A 13,840-nucleotide genomic window follows, 5' to 3' on the forward strand; every position below is an offset into this window, starting at 1 on the left:
GCCTCCCGCTGAATAAATCGGGTAACTTTGATGAAGGACTCCGGCAACCGGCGCCGCCCTCCTCCCCTCTCCTTGAATGGAACCACCCGTGTCTTCCCCGACCTCCGCTACCGCACGTGACCGATTGCCCTTCGGCGCCCTGCTGGTCCTGGCCGCCATCGGCTTCACCGCCATCACCACCGAACTCCTGCCCTCCGGCCTGCTGCCCCAGATCAGCGCCGGCCTGAACGTCTCCGAACCTGTGGCCGGCTATCTGACCGCCGGCTACGCAGCCATCATCGTGGTCGCGGTCATTCCGGCCACCATGCTGCTCGCGCGGGTGCCCCGGAATGTGCTGCTCGTGGTGCTGGTTTTGACCTTCGCTATCAGCAACGTCCTCGTCGGCCTGGTGTCCGACTTCGGCGCGGCCCTGGCCGCCCGGCTGGTGGGCGGCCTGGCCCACGGCGTGCTCTGGTCCACCATGGCGCCGTTCGTCGCCCGGATCGTGCCGGCCCACAAGGTGGGCAAGGCGATCGCCGTCGTGTTCACCGGCAACAGCCTCGGCCTGGCCATCGGAGCCCCGGTGGGAACCGCCCTCGGCGGACTCCTCGGCTGGCGTGCATCCTTCCTGATCCTCGCCGGGACCGGCATCCTCCTGGCCGCCCTGGCGCTCTGGCTTCTCCCCACAGTCCGCCGCATCCCCGACGCCCCGCGCCCCTCCCTGCGCAAGGCGATCGGCCAGCCCGGCGTCAAGATCGTGGCCGTCGCCTGGCCGCTGCTGCTCATGGCGCACTTCGCCCTCTTCACCTACATCGCCCCGTTCATCCGCGAAGCAGGCCTGCCGGACTACGCCATCACCCTCTCCCTCACGGTGCTCGGCGCCTCCGGCCTGGTCGGCATCTGGATTGCAGGCCTCACCGTGGATTCACGGCCGCGCCGTTCGCTGCTGATCACGACGGCGGCCGTCGCCGTTTCGATGCTCCTGCTCCCCGTGCTCGGGGTCACCCTTCCCGGCGCCATCGTGCTCATGGCCGTCTGGGGTGCCGGCCTCGGCGCGATCGGCATCTACAACCAGTCCGCCATCCTCCGGGCCGGCCGCGACTACAAGGACGCCGCGAACGGCCTCACCGTGCTGACCATCCAGGTGGGCATCACCATCGGGGCGGTCTACGGCGCGGCAGCCCTCACCACGGCCGGGCCGCTCCTGGTGCCGGTAGCGGCCGCCGTTCCGGTGGCTGCTGCCCTGGTGATGATTCTGGCGGGCCGCAGGCACGCCTATCCGCCAGGCAGCCGAGAGGCCGGCCGGGCAGGGCACCAAAGCACGGAACCGGCAGCCCAGGACGCACTGCCCAGGCACTAATTGCCCCAGAACTTAATCCCCCAGAACTAAAGGGGCGGCGGACGTCCATGACGGCGTCAGCCCGCCGTCGGCCTCCCCTGTTGCCCCGCGTGAGACGCCCCCGCGGCCTCGTAGCTGCTGTCGAACGGGAGCGTATCCATCTCCAGCAGGGGGTTGTGGTCCTGCGTCGCCACCAGCTCGCGGGCGGCTGCTTCCGAGTCCACGCTGGGCATGGAACCCGGCAGGTGCCGATGGGCGGATTCCGGCAGGAAGTAGATGGCGACAGCCGCGATGGCCGACGTCGCCATAAGGTAGAACGCCGGCATCAGGTCGTTGCCCGTCGCCTGGATGAGCGCGGCGATGATGAACGGGGCGGTGCCGCCGAAGATCGCCACGGCGAAGTTGTAGGCGATGCCCATGGCAGAGTAGCGGTGCGCCGTGGGAAACAGTGCCGGCAGCGCCGATGCGAGAATGGCAACGAAGAACGCCACCGGAAACGCGACCATGGCCAAGCCGGCGAGCGTGGCCGGAACGGTTCCAATCGAGATCAGAAGGAACGCAGGAAGCGCCAGGACCACCGTGCTGACGGCCCCGATCCAGAGCACGGGGCGGCGGCCGATCCTGTCCGAGAGACGTCCCGTCAGGGGGATGCACAGGGACATGACCACCAACACCGGAACGGTCAGCAGCGTCCCGTGGATCTCGTCGTAGCCCTTGTTGGTCGTGAGGTACGTGGGCATGTAGGACGTGAGTGCATAGCCCACGGTGTTGCCGGCGGCCACGAGGATCATGGCCAGCACGATGCTGCGCCAGTGGTCCTTGAAGATCCCCACCGGTCCCACCGGGCGGAGCTCGTCTCCGGTCTCGTGGTGGGCGGCGGCCACGGCTTCCGCCTCCTGGGTGGCCTTGAAGGCGGGCGACTCTTCGATCTTCAGGCGGAAGTAGATGGCGACGATGCCCAGCGGACCAGCGACGAGGAACGGAATGCGCCAGCCCCATGTCTCCATCTGTTCCTGGCCCAGGACCAGCTGGAGGGCGGACACCATCCCGGCCCCCAGCGCGAAGCCGAGGTAGCTGCCCATGTCCAGGAAACTGACGAAGAAGCCGCGGCGGTGGTCCGGCGCGTGCTCGCACACGAACGTGGTGGCGCCGGAGTACTCGCCTCCGGTGGAAAAGCCCTGGATCAGCTTGGTGACCACCAGCAGTACCGCGGCCCAGATGCCCACCACCGCGTACCCGGGAAGCAGGCCGACGACGAACGTCGCCCCGGCCATCAGCATCAGGGTCATGGCCAAGACCTTCTGGCGGCCGATCTTGTCGCCGAGCCAGCCGAAGAAGACGCCTCCCACAGGGCGGGCGATGAACGTGGCGCCGAAGGTTCCCAGGAGAAACAGGTTCTGCACGGCCCTGTCCGCCTCGGGCAGGAACACCGGACCCATGGTGGTGATCAGATATCCGAAGACGCCGACGTCGTACCACTCCATGGTGTTGCCCACGATGGTTCCGCCGAGCGCCTTCCGCAGAGTGCGAGGGTCGACGACGTTGATGTCTGACACACGCAGGCGACGCGCCTTCAACGGCTGCTCGGTCATAATGCCGTCACCGCCCCAACATTCTGGGTTCTGAGCCCGGGAAGTTCTGCTGGCATTTCTTCCTCCATTGGAGGTCGCCTGTCATCCGCCCATTTTCCCACCGTCCTCCTGCCCCGGCAAGGAAAGCCACGAGGACGAACATGCGGCCAGCAGCTGATGCTGTAATCGGGGTTGCCAACTAACTGGGACTGATTGGACTAACGCCAACTCCAGCACCCACCTGTATCATCCTCTGTGCGTCAGTCCGGGCGGCACATCAGTGACCTCATCTTCAGCAGGAAGTGCCGTGCCGACGGAATTCCCTGATGAGATCTGCCGCTTGATCTGCTCAAGCTCATCTTTGAGCTGGTCAACGGTGGCACGGTATTTTTCGAAGTCCGCCGTTCGGCGCCTAGCCACGGCGTAACTGACGCTGGCGGCGAGAATCGCAAGCGGGAACGACACCAGCAAGGCCCAGCCGGACGCGGCAAGGAAGTCCAGCGCTACGGGAAGTGCCTGCTTGAATGCCAGGAACTCGTTCACCCCGCCGACCACTCCGTTCAGAGCGGAGTCTAGGGGGCCCAGAAACTGCCCCACGACAGGCGTCCCGGAAAACGACGGAGCGCTCAGCGGTGGCTCTCCCCCTGCAGACCAGCGCGAATCACCGAAATGGTTCAGGACGTAGATCCCGGCACCCGCGTTGAGGGCCGCGAAGAGCAGGACGGAACCAAGCGCAGTCCAATGAAGCCTGCGCGGACGCCAGACGCCCGCCACAAGCGCGAAGACGGTGGCCGCAACCCAAGAAAAGATGCGGAGTTCGTCGCGGCTCATGCCCCCAGTAGATCCAAGGAATTCCCCGCCCCTTACAGTTGGAATCAATGCTTGTTCCGGTCCGAAGCGAGCCTATCCCAGTCACCCCGGCGTATGCCGCGGCAGCCACTGGGTGCAGGCTGCTGAAGTGGCGAGCTCTCACTGACTAGGCACTATTCCTTGGCGCGTTCGGCATGAATTTCCGCATCACCAACGCGCTGATGTCCACCGCGGAGTTCGGAATGGGACCGCGTGAATTCGGGCTACTGGGCTCCATCATGGCCGTCGCGACCTTGGCCGGCGCCCTACTCGCGGCCCCGTCGTTCCGGCCGCCGGCTGCGTCTCCTGCTCGGCGGGGCCCACGCACTCGGGTTCTTCACGCTGGTAGGCAGCGTGTCGCCGTCGTTCTGGCTCTACGCCGTAGTTCTGATCCCGGTGGGCCTCGCCTCCATCACGTTCCTGAACAGTTGCAACACCAGCATTCAGCTCTCCGTGGAGCCGCAGTTTCGGGGGCGGGTGCTGGCCCTCTACCTGGCCGTCCTCCAGGGCGGCACTGCCGTTGGGGCGCCGCTCATGGGGTGGATCGCCACGGAACTCGGGGCGCTGGTCGGTGGCAGCCGGCGGCGTCATCGTGCTGCTGACCGGTCTGCTCGCGGTAATCGCGGTCACCCGGCGCAGCCGGCTGACCGTCCGCACGCCGGCGGCGTGAGGGTCTCGGATGCCTAGTCCGTGAGATGCATGGGTTCAGCCTTGCTTGGAGGCCCAGTCGGCGACGCGCTGTGTGCTTTCCTCTTCGGAGAGGTCCTCGACGCGGGTCATGATGGACCAGCGCACACCATACGGGTCCCGGATGCTGGCGAACCGGTCTCCTGAGACAAAGGTGGACAGCGGCTCCCGAATGATGGCCCCTGCTTGTTCGGCGCGCGCCACGAGGGCGTCCGCATCGGCGCAGTAGAAGCCGACGGAGTAGCAGTCATCGTCGCCGTTGGGCGCCGGGACAAGGTGGTAGTCGGGGTTGGGCTCGCCAATTTGGAGCCGCCCCTCGCCGAAGTCCAGTTCGGCGTGGACCACGATTCCGCCGATCTCGGTGGCATTCACAGTGCGTGCGCCAAAGACGTCCTGGTAGAAGGTGATGGCCTCCTTGGCCGAGGGGATCGCCAGGAACGGCGTGAGGCTCGTGAAGCCGTGCGGGATGCCGGATGTTGTGTGCTTGCCGTCGGCGGCCGCGGTCAGTTCGGGGCTTGTAGTATCAGTCATAGATCTCACGGTACGCACAGGTCCGCTCAGCGGCTTGGAGAATTGCGACAGCTTGGATGAAGGAGTGTCCTCCCATGGTGGGTTCGTTCAAGGGAATCCTCTACCCTGCCCGGCTTCCCACGTTTCACCGTGTGCCCGCGCCCGAGTCCATCACAAACCTGGTGCAGTGGTTTTGGATCCCCGAATGGGACATTGAGCCAGGGCACACGTCACGCCAGCACGTGATCGCGTTCCCGACGTCCAACCTTGTGGTTCAGAAGGATCTCGTTGAGTTCGCAGGCCCAACTACCCGTCGAACACATCGCGATCTCACGGGCCGAGGCTGGGCGGTTGGTGCACTCCTGCGTCCCGCACTCGTTCCGCGTTTCACGGATGATCCGGGGAGCCTGCGGGATGCCACGCTGCCACTACCGCTCGAGGATCTGCATGCCTCCGTGTCGGAGGCGATGAGCAGGACCGAACCACGGGAACGTCGACAACGCGCGGTGGAGGCTTTCACTGGCTGGCTAAAAGCGCAGAGTCCAGAGGTGTCAGAGGAGGGCGTTCTTGCCAACGCGATGATGGACATTACCGGACGATGCACCGACGTAACCCGTATTGAAGACGTTGCGGCACGTCTGTTCGTCTCGCCGAGAACCCTTCAACGGGTGGCGAGGAAGTACATTGGCCTGAGCCCGTCCGCGCTCATCCGAAGACGCCGCCTCCAAGAGGCCGCCGACCGGTCACGGACCGACCCGTCGGCGGACCTCGCGACGATAGCCGCCGAACTCGGCTATGCCGATCATGCCCATCTGACGAACGACTTCCAAAAGACCCTGGGATTCACGCCAAGCACGTACCGGCGATCCGTCGTCCTGGACCAAGCGCGGAGCACGTCGTCGCGTTAGCATTTCTCCCAACACGTCTGACCAGTAGGGCCCATGCCGCACATCGTTGACTTCAAGAACGCCATGCTGCGGCCGCCCGACGGACTGGCCGCGTACGGCTACGGGCTTGTAGGCGACATCGGTCAGTACGAGCACGTCTGGCGCATGGTGTATGTGCTCGGTCCGGAGGGGATCATCGTGTCCCTGGCCGAGCGGATCGGCTGACCGCTGTCCGGAGCTGGGGTCCGGGTTATCCACGGCTGGAATGGTGCGCGGACCCCACGAAGATCAGGGCTTCACGGGTCAGGGACAGCCATGACTCCTCATCGTCGGCAGTGACGGTAAGCCACTCCTTCATCGCCCGGCCCTTGCCGGCGTCGAACGGTTCACCGGCCCCGGACCCGATCAGCGCGGTGACGCGATCATGTGGCAGCTTCACGACAAGCCGGTTTCCGGCAATCATCGCGAAAATCGAGCCGTTGACCTTCAGTGCGGACGAACCGAACCCTCGGCGTCCCGGTTCACCCGGCACCATTACCCCTGGGCTGGCCCTGAATTCGTCCGCCAGCGCGTGGAACCGCTCCTCGGGAAGCATGGAATCATCGTCCCTCCCCCGGACCCCGGGGAACAACCCCCTGACCGAGCTGGCCATGCCGGGCCAGCGTTGACGGTCAGGGGCCGGACGCTGTGCGACGATGACGGAATGGAACCGACCACGGAAGTACTGCGTTATGCCGCCTTTACCACCACCCCCGACGGCGGAAATCCGGCGGGAGTTGTCCTGGATGCAACCCGCCTCGACGACGCCCGGATGCAGGCCATCGCGGCCGACATCGGATATGCGGAAACGGTCTTTGTCACCGAGCCGACGGTTGACGGAGACTTTCGCCGAAACCGTGTCCGGTACTTCTCCCCGATTGCCGAGGTGCCGTTTTGCGGCCATGCCACTATCGCTTTGGCCGTCGCGCTGTCAGGTCGTGACGGCACGGGGACCTTTATCTTCGACACGGCGGTGGGACCTGTCACGATCGAGACTGCAGGCAAGGGCGCAGCGGTGACGGCATGCTTCACAAGCGTTGAGCCGCGAGTAGCCGAGTTCCCCGACGCTGTTCTGACCACCCTGCTCGACTTGCTCGGCGTGGGCCAGGACGAACTCCACCCTGAGTACCCTCCGATGATCGCTTTTGCCGGTAACTGGCATCCCATTCTCGTCTTCGCAGAACGACAGACGTTTGACTCATTCGTTTTCGACCCAGATCCCATGCGCACGCTGATGGATGCCCAGAACTGGGCCGGCACCGTCACGACGCTCTGCGAGATTGGACCGGGCGAGTACGACTCGCGCAACCTCTTCCCGGTGGGCACCATCACCGAAGATCCGGCGACCGGTTCGGCTGCCGCTGCCTTCGGCGGATACCTCCAAATGCTTTCACTCGTGAAGCCGCCCAGCCGCGTCGTACTGCACCAGGGCAGCCATGTCGGCCGCGCAAGCGTGCTCACTGTCGACATTCCTCCGTCCGGCGGGATTATCGTGAGCGGTGAAGCCGTCGAGATCTCTCGAATCGTATGAGCCGGCCTTGAGCTAATCCACGCGGGACTGCAGTGCCCCTGGACCAGGCTGCTGCCGACAGTTTAGCCGGCAGACCCGAGAGACTCCCCTCCCCTGCGGCAGTCGCTCGCGGCAGCATCGGAAACCCTTCCCGGCGTGTGCCGGGAAGCCAAGTACCTGGCGAAACGGCTGGCCGCCACCCGGGCTCCGCAGGACGAAGCGGAGGTCCAGAGCAGGCTGGCGGCATAAACGTAACGCACGTGGACACATCCGCGTCCCTGGTCGACCAAGGTCTGGGCCCAGCCCCGGCCGACCCGGGGCCTCCGGCCGCGCGGGATAATGGAAGCATGACCGATCAGCATGAGGACCGGGACCCGTGGGAAGAGTTCGACCGGCTCAAACCCGCAGGCCCCGACCGCGTCGCGGGACTACCCGGAGGCCAGCCACTGGGCTTTGGCTTCCGCACCGGCGTGCGCAGTGCAAAGGTGGCCTTCGGGTTCGCCGTGTACGCCCTGGTCCTTGGAACCGTGCTGGTCCTCACCGGCGCGATTGTGTTCACCGCCAAGGGGCAGTGGCCGTTGCTTGGACTGATGGTGCTGATCGAGGCCGTCTTCGTCTTTGCCTTCAGCCGGCTGGTGCGCCAGGCGCGGAACCGGCGCTCCGCCCAGTAGCCGGAACCCGGCCGCAGGACCCCGGTTCCATGCTCGCACTGGTAACTGCCGCCGTCGGCCTGCCGGCTGGCGGAAGATGGCGGGAAGCCTGCCGCCGTCAAGGCAGAATGGAAACCATGACCCTTACGACCTTCGCCCTCGTCCGCCATGGCCAGACCGACTGGAATGCACAGCGCCGGCTGCAGGGATCCACCGACATTCCGCTGAACGACGTCGGCCGCGGCCAGGCGCGCGATGCCGTCGCCGCCCTGTCCGGCTACGAGTGGGATGCGATCGTGTCCTCGCCCCTAAGCCGTGCCGCGGAAACCGCCGACCTGATCGCCGCCGGGCTCGGGCTCAGCGTAGCCCGGCGGGTGCCGGAGCTCACCGAGCGCAGCTTCGGACCCGCGGAGGGCCTGCAGGACGGTCCTGAACTGGACAGACTTCGCATCCCCGATGGTTTCCGCGGCGCAGAAAGCGAGGACGAGGCAGCCAGCCGCGGGCTGGCCTCCCTGGAAGCGCTGGCTGAGGAGTTCCGCGGCCGCCGCGTCCTGGTGGTCGCCCACGGCACGCTCATCCGCGTGAGCCTCAGCCGCGCCATCGGCCGCACCCTGCCAAGCATCGACAACGCCGTGCTCAACCTGGCCCACCACCATGCCATTGACGGCTGGCAGCTTGAGTATCTGAACGGCGAGCCGGTGATGGTGGCTGCCGGTACCTGACCGGCTTTGCGCGGCTGCATCGACCGGGCACGACCCGGCTGGCGTTAAGCCAACTTCTGTCTCCCTACGCCGCCTTGCGCTCCCGCCACAGCAGCGACACCACGAACGTCACTCCGCTCAGCACCAGCATCACCAAAACGATGCGGCCCCAGTTCTCCTGGTTCACCCCGGTGCCGTAAAAGATGCCGATCATCACGGTGGCACTGATGGCGCCGACGTACCGGCAGGTCTGGAAGATCCCGGCGGCCACTCCCCTGTCCTCCGGCGCGGCGGAGAGGTAGAGCCCCTGGTTGGAGGCGATGCTGACTGAGCCGTACGGCACGCCCATCAACGCTGTCAGCACCAGCACGAGCAGGATTGCGAACGACGCCGTCAGCAGCCAGAGTGCCGCTGCCGCCACCGCCAGAAGTACGACGCCGGCGATCAGCACCCGCCGCACACCGAACCGGTCGATGGCGCGCACCGCGAGCGGAGTGATGACTACCGACATGGCTGCGAGCGGCAGCATCAGCACGCCCACCAGGCCGGGGTTGTAGCCCGCGGCCTCCTGCAGCAATTGGGGCAGGCCGAAGAATGCGAAGTAGTAGACCCCGCTGAACACCGTGAAGCCCAGATACACCAGCAGCAGCGGACGGTTCCTGCCGAGCAGCCGCAGGTCCAGAAACGGCCTGCCGAAGCTCAGCTCGCGCCAGGCGAACAGCACGGCCAGCAGCATGGCGCCGCCCAGCAGCCACCAGCGGAACCCGGGCAATGCATTCAGGAGCCCCATCAGCAGCAGCACCATGGCGCCCACGAACGCGAGGATGCCGGGGATGTCCGAGTCACGCACCAGGGTGGCCACGCTGCCCTGCTCCCGCGGCTCGTCCGCGGGTGCGACCTTCCGGACGATAAGCAGGGCGGCCAGCGCCAGCGGCACGTTGATCAGGAACAGCGCTTGCCAGCCCACCAGGCTCACCAGCAGCCCGCCCACCACCGGGCCCACCGCTGCCCCGGATGTGTTGGCCATCTGAATGCGGCCCAGCGGCCGGGTGGAGGTTGAGTTCGCCTGCCGGGCCAGCGCACCGACCATGACGACGGCGCTCGGGTATGCGGTCGCCGTCCCCAGCGCCATCAGGGCGCGGGCGATGCAGACGAACACGAAGTTGGGCGAGAAGGGCGCCAGCGCGCAGGTCACCGCCACCAGCGCCATGCCCAGCATGAAGAGCTTCCGTGGCCCGAACCTGTCGGCGAGCCTGCCCATCAGCGGCTGGCCCGCGGCCGAGGTGATGTAGAAGGCGGTGATCACCCAGGTGACCGTGGCGACGTCGAGCCTGAAATCCTCGCGCAGGACCACCAGGGCGACGGCGATCATTGACGAGTTCAGGGGGTTTAGCGATGTGCCCAGGCTGAGGCCGGCCACGGCGAGGCCGGTGCGGGAAGAGTTGCTCACGGCAACAGTCTTCCCCACACGAGGGTTCCGCAACGAACTCTGTGAACGGGCGCGCCCGCGGACCCTCATTGCCGGTGGTGACCGACCAGCTCTGAACCGGATTAGCGTCTGGTGCTTCATTGCCGTTTGAAGGCCCCGTGAGAGTATTCGGCTGTGAGTACTCGACGCGGGCCTTGAACATTCTTGCCTTGTGAGCCGACCGGGGCAGCAGTACCATCCCCTCACCTGATGGCTTCTGGAAGTGGGCAATGATGCTCGATACGGCGCACACCACACGAGCGGGCGCACTCCGCGACCTCGTCACAGAACTCCTGGGACTGTGGCTGCTGCTGGCAGTCTTCCTTGACGGATGGGCGCACCTGAACCTGCCCAGCCTGGAGACGTTCTTCACGCCGTGGCACGCAGCCCTCTACTCCGGCATGCTGGCGACGGCGGCGTGGACCGCCGTCGTGATCTGGCGCAACCGGGTGCCCGGGCAGCCTCTCGCGAAGGCTGTTCCGGCCGGCTACCGGGGAACCGTCGTGGGGCTCATCCTCTTCGCTGTCGCCGGCAGCCTGGACCTGCTGTGGCACGAGCTCCTGGGCATCGAGGTCTCGCTGGATGCCCTGGTCAGCCCCACCCACCTGCTGCTGGGCTTCAGCCTCTTCCTCATCCTGGGCACCGGCGTCCGGAGCGCCCGGGCGACCAGCCCCTCCGGGAACGTGGCGTGGACCCCGGCGGCGCTGTTCGCCGTCGTACTGATGACCGGGCTGGGGGCGTTCTTCCTGATTTACGTCTCCGTCTTCGTTCGGCCGGGGCCAACGGCCCTCTTCACCCCGACACCGTTCGGCAGCCCCGGACGCAACCAGTCGGAGATGCCGGTGGTCATCACCCTGGCAAGTTACCTGCTGACCACGGCACTGATCATTGCTCCGTTCCTCTTCACGCTCTCCACGGCGAAGCGCCCTGCCCGCGGGGTCGTCACCATGCTGGTGGCCGCTGCAGCGTGGCTGCCCGTGGTGATGGTGGGCCTGCACCCCTTTGCGATCGCCGGAGCAGTGGGAGCCACGGTGGCCGCCGTCGTCGCTGACCTGCTCCTTGCCCGGGTGCCAGAACCCTGGCTTCGCCGGCGGCTGCCCGCGATCACCGCAGGAACCGCGGCGCTGCTGTGGACGGGCCAGCTCGTCGCCTTCGCGGTGACCGATGCCATCCGCTGGCCGGTTTCGCTGTGGCTGGGTGCTGTGGTGCTGAGCGCAGCGGAGGCCGCAGGCCTCGCCCTCCTCAGTTCCTGGAGTCCTGCTCGTTCCGCAACGGAGACTGCCGCACAAGGCAGTCCCGCCGCGGACGCACTGTGAGGGACTATTCAGGGATTGCGCCGACCTGCTGCATGAGCCTCAAGTTGTCCGTGGTTCCCCAGTGCTCGGCCACCTTGCCGTCCTCGACGCGAATTATGTCAGTGGTGCCAAATTCGACGCTCCTGCCCGTTGCTGCCATGCCGGCCATCTCGCCTCGATGCGTACCCGTGAGAATTACGTGGCAGGCCTCCATGTTTCCGCCGGCCACGGAAGCCTCGATGGTCTTAACCTTGATATCCGGGAACGCCGTCCGGATCGCGTCCACGAAGTACCGGACCCCATCCTTGCCCGGCGGTTGCCCTGGGAGAGCCTCTTCGTGATCGATGTAGTTGTCCGTCGCCAGCTCATCAATGAGATTGAGATTTCCGCCCTCGATTATCTCCCTGTAAAAACGTTCTATCAGTCCAGCCCCGTCAGCCATTTTCGTCTCCTCCATATCGTGAAACCGTTCAAAACTGCCCCCCGGGTGCACTTAGGTCCCGGGCAGCAGGCCCAACTGACCCATCAGGGCTGCCACGTCCGGATGGGCAGTGAACGTCGCGATCTTGCCGTCCTTCACGGTGGCAAAGTACGTGCCCGTTCCGGTTACTGCTCTGCCGGTCGCCGGGATCTCCCGGCCACCCATCATCAGCGGCCCGGTATTAGTTCCAGTGAACACAATTTCCGCAGCCACCTTGTCATCGCTCACCACCCTGTTGGTGGTCTTGGAACGCATGTCCGGAAACGCCGAAAACCAAGCTTCCATGTAGGACTGCACCTGGTCGCGGGAGCGGAAGGGCTCCGGAGCGGAAACATCGGAAAACGTAAAATCCTCGGCCAACAGGCTGGCAAATCCAGCCGCATCATGCTGGTCCCACGCGGCCATCCCGCGGTCATCAACCTGCTCAACATCAGCGATCGACATCACACATCTCCTCCTTGAAATGTCTTGATGCGCCTCATCGTAGGCCGTTCAATACGGGAGTCAATGGCCCGGCGAAACCCCTCGCAACGGCCTCATCGGCAGCCCGCCGGCATGGTCAGCACACCTGTTAACCTCCAATCCAACTCCCCGCACACAGGCGTCCACGTGGCTTCCATACTGTGGACGGGTCGGCGGCTCAGCGCCGGCCACCGTCTTCCAGGAGGAACCATCACCATGCGCACAGTCCTGACCGCAGCGGCCGCCGTCGCCCTCTTCACCTCGCTGGCGAGCCCCGCCGTCGCCGCCCCGAACGCCGACGCCGGCACGCCGTCGTCGAACGCTGCAGGCACCGCCGCCCCTATCAAGACCACGGAGCGCAACGGCTCCTTTGACCTGCAGGCCCACCGCGGGGGCCGCGGCGAGTGGACCGAGGAATCCCTGGCCGCGTTCGCCAACTCGCTAAAGCTGGGTGTGAGCACGCTGGAGCTGGACACCCACCTAACCGACGACGGCAAGGTGATCGTCTGGCACGACGACACCATCCAGGCGGACAAGTGCGCGGACACCGCGCCGGCCACCCCGGGCGATGCCGAGTTCCCGTATGTCGGCGACCGTGTGGCCGAGCTGTCGCTGGCCCAGATCAAGACGCTGAACTGCGGTTTCAAGCAGCTGGCCGGCTACCCGGAGCAGCAGGTGATCGAGGGCAACCGGATCGCCGAACTCAAGGACGTCTTCCAGCTGGTGCGCGACTACGGCGCCAAGAAGGTCCGCTTCAACGTAGAGACCAAGGTGGAGGACGGCAAGGCCGGCGGCGAAGGCTCGGTGGCGCTCACCAAGGCCGTGGTCACCGAGATCTACATGGCGGGCATGTCCGCCCGCACCACCGTGCAGTCGTTCGACTGGTCCACGCTGAACTACACCAAGAAGATCGCCCCGCAGCTTCCCCTCGTGGCCCTCTCCAGCGGCGACGCGTGGCTGCAGGTGGGCAAGCCCGGCGCCGCGCCCGAGCTCGGCGGCATCGACATCGACGACTACGACGGCTCCCTGGCCAAGGCAGCCAAGGCGCAGGGCTACGACGTCATCTCCCCCACGTTCCGCTCTGTCACCCCGCAGATGATCGCCGACGCGCACGAGTTCGGCCTGCCCGTCATCCCGTGGACCGTCAACACCACCGCGGACATGGCACGCCTCATGGACCTCGGCGTGGACGGCATCATCACCGACTACCCCACCCGCCTGCGTGCGCTCATGGACCAGCGCGGGCTGAAGCTGCCGAAGGCATACGCGCCTGTCGCATAGCTTTTACAGCCACAACGCACGACGGCGGGTCGTCCCCTTTCGGGGGCGGCCCGCCGACTTGTCTCCTCAACGCCGCCACATCAACGGCTGGGCGCGCTGAGGATCGCAGACCCCTCAGGCGTGGCATGATC

At 66.1% G+C, this 13,840-nt stretch carries 15 protein-coding genes and 1 pseudogene; 9 read left to right on the forward strand and 7 right to left on the reverse strand.

Going from position 1 to position 13,840, the window contains the following annotated elements; all coding sequences use genetic code 11:
- Nucleotides 1-76 precede the first annotated feature (76 nt).
- A complete protein-coding gene (locus LQ144_RS04720; protein ID WP_230117411.1) occupies nucleotides 77-1,339 on the forward strand; it encodes an MFS transporter in 1,263 nt (420 codons plus the stop codon).
- 56 nt (nucleotides 1,340-1,395) lie between these two features.
- Here LQ144_RS04720 and LQ144_RS04725 read toward each other — a convergent pair whose 3' ends face one another.
- Together LQ144_RS04725 and LQ144_RS04730 are read right to left on the reverse strand one after the other, a co-directional pair.
- Complete coding sequence (locus LQ144_RS04725) at nucleotides 1,396-2,910, reverse strand: MFS transporter (protein WP_230117412.1); 1,515 nt, start codon at nucleotides 2,908-2,910, stop codon at nucleotides 1,396-1,398.
- Nucleotides 2,911-3,135: 225 nt separating this feature from the next.
- Entirely contained in the window at nucleotides 3,136-3,720 is a 585-nt protein-coding gene (locus LQ144_RS04730; protein WP_230117413.1) for a hypothetical protein, read from the reverse strand.
- Between the two features lie 158 nt (nucleotides 3,721-3,878).
- Between LQ144_RS04730 and LQ144_RS04735 the strand changes: the two are divergent.
- Nucleotides 3,879-4,408: pseudogene (locus tag LQ144_RS04735) on the forward strand (MFS transporter); the annotation flags it as partial.
- Nucleotides 4,409-4,443: 35 nt separating this feature from the next.
- Here LQ144_RS04735 and LQ144_RS04740 read toward each other — a convergent pair.
- Nucleotides 4,444-4,956 carry a VOC family protein gene (locus LQ144_RS04740; protein ID WP_230117414.1) on the reverse strand — a complete coding sequence of 171 codons (513 nt, stop codon included), beginning with the start codon at nucleotides 4,954-4,956 and terminating at the stop codon, nucleotides 4,444-4,446.
- 74 nt (nucleotides 4,957-5,030) lie between these two features.
- On the opposite strand from LQ144_RS04740, the gene LQ144_RS04745 reads away from it, so the two are divergent.
- Nucleotides 5,031-5,843: a helix-turn-helix transcriptional regulator gene (locus LQ144_RS04745; RefSeq protein ID WP_230117415.1), complete on the forward strand. Its 813-nt coding sequence runs from the start codon at nucleotides 5,031-5,033 to the stop codon at nucleotides 5,841-5,843.
- Nucleotides 5,844-5,876: 33 nt separating this feature from the next.
- The gene (locus LQ144_RS04750) at nucleotides 5,877-6,047 is read left to right on the forward strand and encodes a hypothetical protein (protein ID WP_230117416.1); all 171 of its coding nucleotides are present in this window, start codon (nucleotides 5,877-5,879) and stop codon (nucleotides 6,045-6,047) included.
- A 25-nt stretch (nucleotides 6,048-6,072) separates the two neighbouring features.
- Here LQ144_RS04750 and LQ144_RS04755 read toward each other — a convergent pair whose 3' ends face one another.
- A complete protein-coding gene (locus LQ144_RS04755) occupies nucleotides 6,073-6,417 on the reverse strand; it encodes a TfoX/Sxy family protein (protein WP_230117417.1) in 345 nt (114 codons plus the stop codon).
- Between the two features lie 108 nt (nucleotides 6,418-6,525).
- Between LQ144_RS04755 and LQ144_RS04760 the strand changes: the two genes are divergently transcribed.
- The 3 genes from LQ144_RS04760 to LQ144_RS04770 all read left to right on the forward strand — a co-directional run bounded on the left by LQ144_RS04760 (nucleotide 6,526) and on the right by LQ144_RS04770 (nucleotide 8,743).
- A complete protein-coding gene (locus LQ144_RS04760) occupies nucleotides 6,526-7,392 on the forward strand; it encodes a PhzF family phenazine biosynthesis protein (RefSeq protein WP_230117418.1) in 867 nt (288 codons plus the stop codon).
- A gap of 326 nt (nucleotides 7,393-7,718) precedes the next feature.
- Nucleotides 7,719-8,042: a hypothetical protein gene (locus LQ144_RS04765; RefSeq protein WP_230117419.1), complete on the forward strand. Its 324-nt coding sequence runs from the start codon at nucleotides 7,719-7,721 to the stop codon at nucleotides 8,040-8,042.
- Between the two features lie 116 nt (nucleotides 8,043-8,158).
- A complete protein-coding gene (locus LQ144_RS04770) occupies nucleotides 8,159-8,743 on the forward strand; it encodes a histidine phosphatase family protein (protein ID WP_230117420.1) in 585 nt (194 codons plus the stop codon).
- 64 nt (nucleotides 8,744-8,807) lie between these two features.
- Here LQ144_RS04770 and LQ144_RS04775 read toward each other — a convergent pair whose 3' ends face one another.
- Entirely contained in the window at nucleotides 8,808-10,172 is a 1,365-nt protein-coding gene (locus LQ144_RS04775) for an MFS transporter (protein WP_230117421.1), read from the reverse strand.
- 248 nt (nucleotides 10,173-10,420) lie between these two features.
- Here LQ144_RS04775 and LQ144_RS04780 point away from each other — a divergent pair, with 248 nt between their 5' ends.
- On the forward strand, nucleotides 10,421-11,506 hold the full coding sequence (locus tag LQ144_RS04780; protein WP_230117422.1) for a hypothetical protein: 1,086 nt from the start codon (nucleotides 10,421-10,423) through the stop codon (nucleotides 11,504-11,506).
- Nucleotides 11,507-11,510: 4 nt separating this feature from the next.
- Here the strand turns inward: LQ144_RS04780 and LQ144_RS04785 are convergent, their stop codons facing one another.
- Both LQ144_RS04785 and LQ144_RS04790 read right to left on the reverse strand, forming a co-directional pair.
- Nucleotides 11,511-11,927 carry an ester cyclase gene (locus tag LQ144_RS04785; RefSeq protein ID WP_230117423.1) on the reverse strand — a complete coding sequence of 139 codons (417 nt, stop codon included), beginning with the start codon at nucleotides 11,925-11,927 and terminating at the stop codon, nucleotides 11,511-11,513.
- Nucleotides 11,928-11,978: 51 nt separating this feature from the next.
- Nucleotides 11,979-12,410: an ester cyclase gene (locus LQ144_RS04790; RefSeq protein WP_230117424.1), complete on the reverse strand. Its 432-nt coding sequence runs from the start codon at nucleotides 12,408-12,410 to the stop codon at nucleotides 11,979-11,981.
- A gap of 165 nt (nucleotides 12,411-12,575) precedes the next feature.
- On the opposite strand from LQ144_RS04790, the gene LQ144_RS04795 reads away from it, so the two are divergent.
- Nucleotides 12,576-13,709: a glycerophosphodiester phosphodiesterase family protein gene (locus LQ144_RS04795; protein WP_230117425.1), complete on the forward strand. Its 1,134-nt coding sequence runs from the start codon at nucleotides 12,576-12,578 to the stop codon at nucleotides 13,707-13,709.
- The last annotated feature ends 131 nt before the right edge of the window (nucleotides 13,710-13,840 follow it).

Origin of the sequence: Arthrobacter sp. Bi83 (assembly GCF_918698095.1) — a bacterium.
GTDB lineage: Bacteria > Actinomycetota > Actinomycetes > Actinomycetales > Micrococcaceae > Arthrobacter.

What these genes read in the sequence shown, in the direction of transcription:
- LQ144_RS04780 (WP_230117422.1), top strand. Translation starts at nt 10,421, where the DNA reads ATGATGCTCGATACGGCGCACACCACACGAGCGGGCGCACTCCGCGAC.
- LQ144_RS04750 (WP_230117416.1), top strand. Translation starts at nt 5,877, where the DNA reads ATGCCGCACATCGTTGACTTCAAGAACGCCATGCTGCGGCCGCCCGAC.
- LQ144_RS04760 (WP_230117418.1), top strand. Translation starts at nt 6,526, where the DNA reads ATGGAACCGACCACGGAAGTACTGCGTTATGCCGCCTTTACCACCACC.
- LQ144_RS04785 (WP_230117423.1), bottom strand. Translation starts at nt 11,927, where the DNA reads ATGGCTGACGGGGCTGGACTGATAGAACGTTTTTACAGGGAGATAATC.
- LQ144_RS04720 (WP_230117411.1), top strand. Translation starts at nt 77, where the DNA reads ATGGAACCACCCGTGTCTTCCCCGACCTCCGCTACCGCACGTGACCGA.
- LQ144_RS04745 (WP_230117415.1), top strand. Translation starts at nt 5,031, where the DNA reads ATGGTGGGTTCGTTCAAGGGAATCCTCTACCCTGCCCGGCTTCCCACG.
- LQ144_RS04765 (WP_230117419.1), top strand. Translation starts at nt 7,719, where the DNA reads ATGACCGATCAGCATGAGGACCGGGACCCGTGGGAAGAGTTCGACCGG.
- LQ144_RS04730 (WP_230117413.1), bottom strand. Translation starts at nt 3,720, where the DNA reads ATGAGCCGCGACGAACTCCGCATCTTTTCTTGGGTTGCGGCCACCGTC.
- LQ144_RS04770 (WP_230117420.1), top strand. Translation starts at nt 8,159, where the DNA reads ATGACCCTTACGACCTTCGCCCTCGTCCGCCATGGCCAGACCGACTGG.
- LQ144_RS04755 (WP_230117417.1), bottom strand. Translation starts at nt 6,417, where the DNA reads ATGCTTCCCGAGGAGCGGTTCCACGCGCTGGCGGACGAATTCAGGGCC.
- LQ144_RS04740 (WP_230117414.1), bottom strand. Translation starts at nt 4,956, where the DNA reads ATGACTGATACTACAAGCCCCGAACTGACCGCGGCCGCCGACGGCAAG.
- LQ144_RS04790 (WP_230117424.1), bottom strand. Translation starts at nt 12,410, where the DNA reads ATGTCGATCGCTGATGTTGAGCAGGTTGATGACCGCGGGATGGCCGCG.
- LQ144_RS04725 (WP_230117412.1), bottom strand. Translation starts at nt 2,910, where the DNA reads ATGACCGAGCAGCCGTTGAAGGCGCGTCGCCTGCGTGTGTCAGACATC.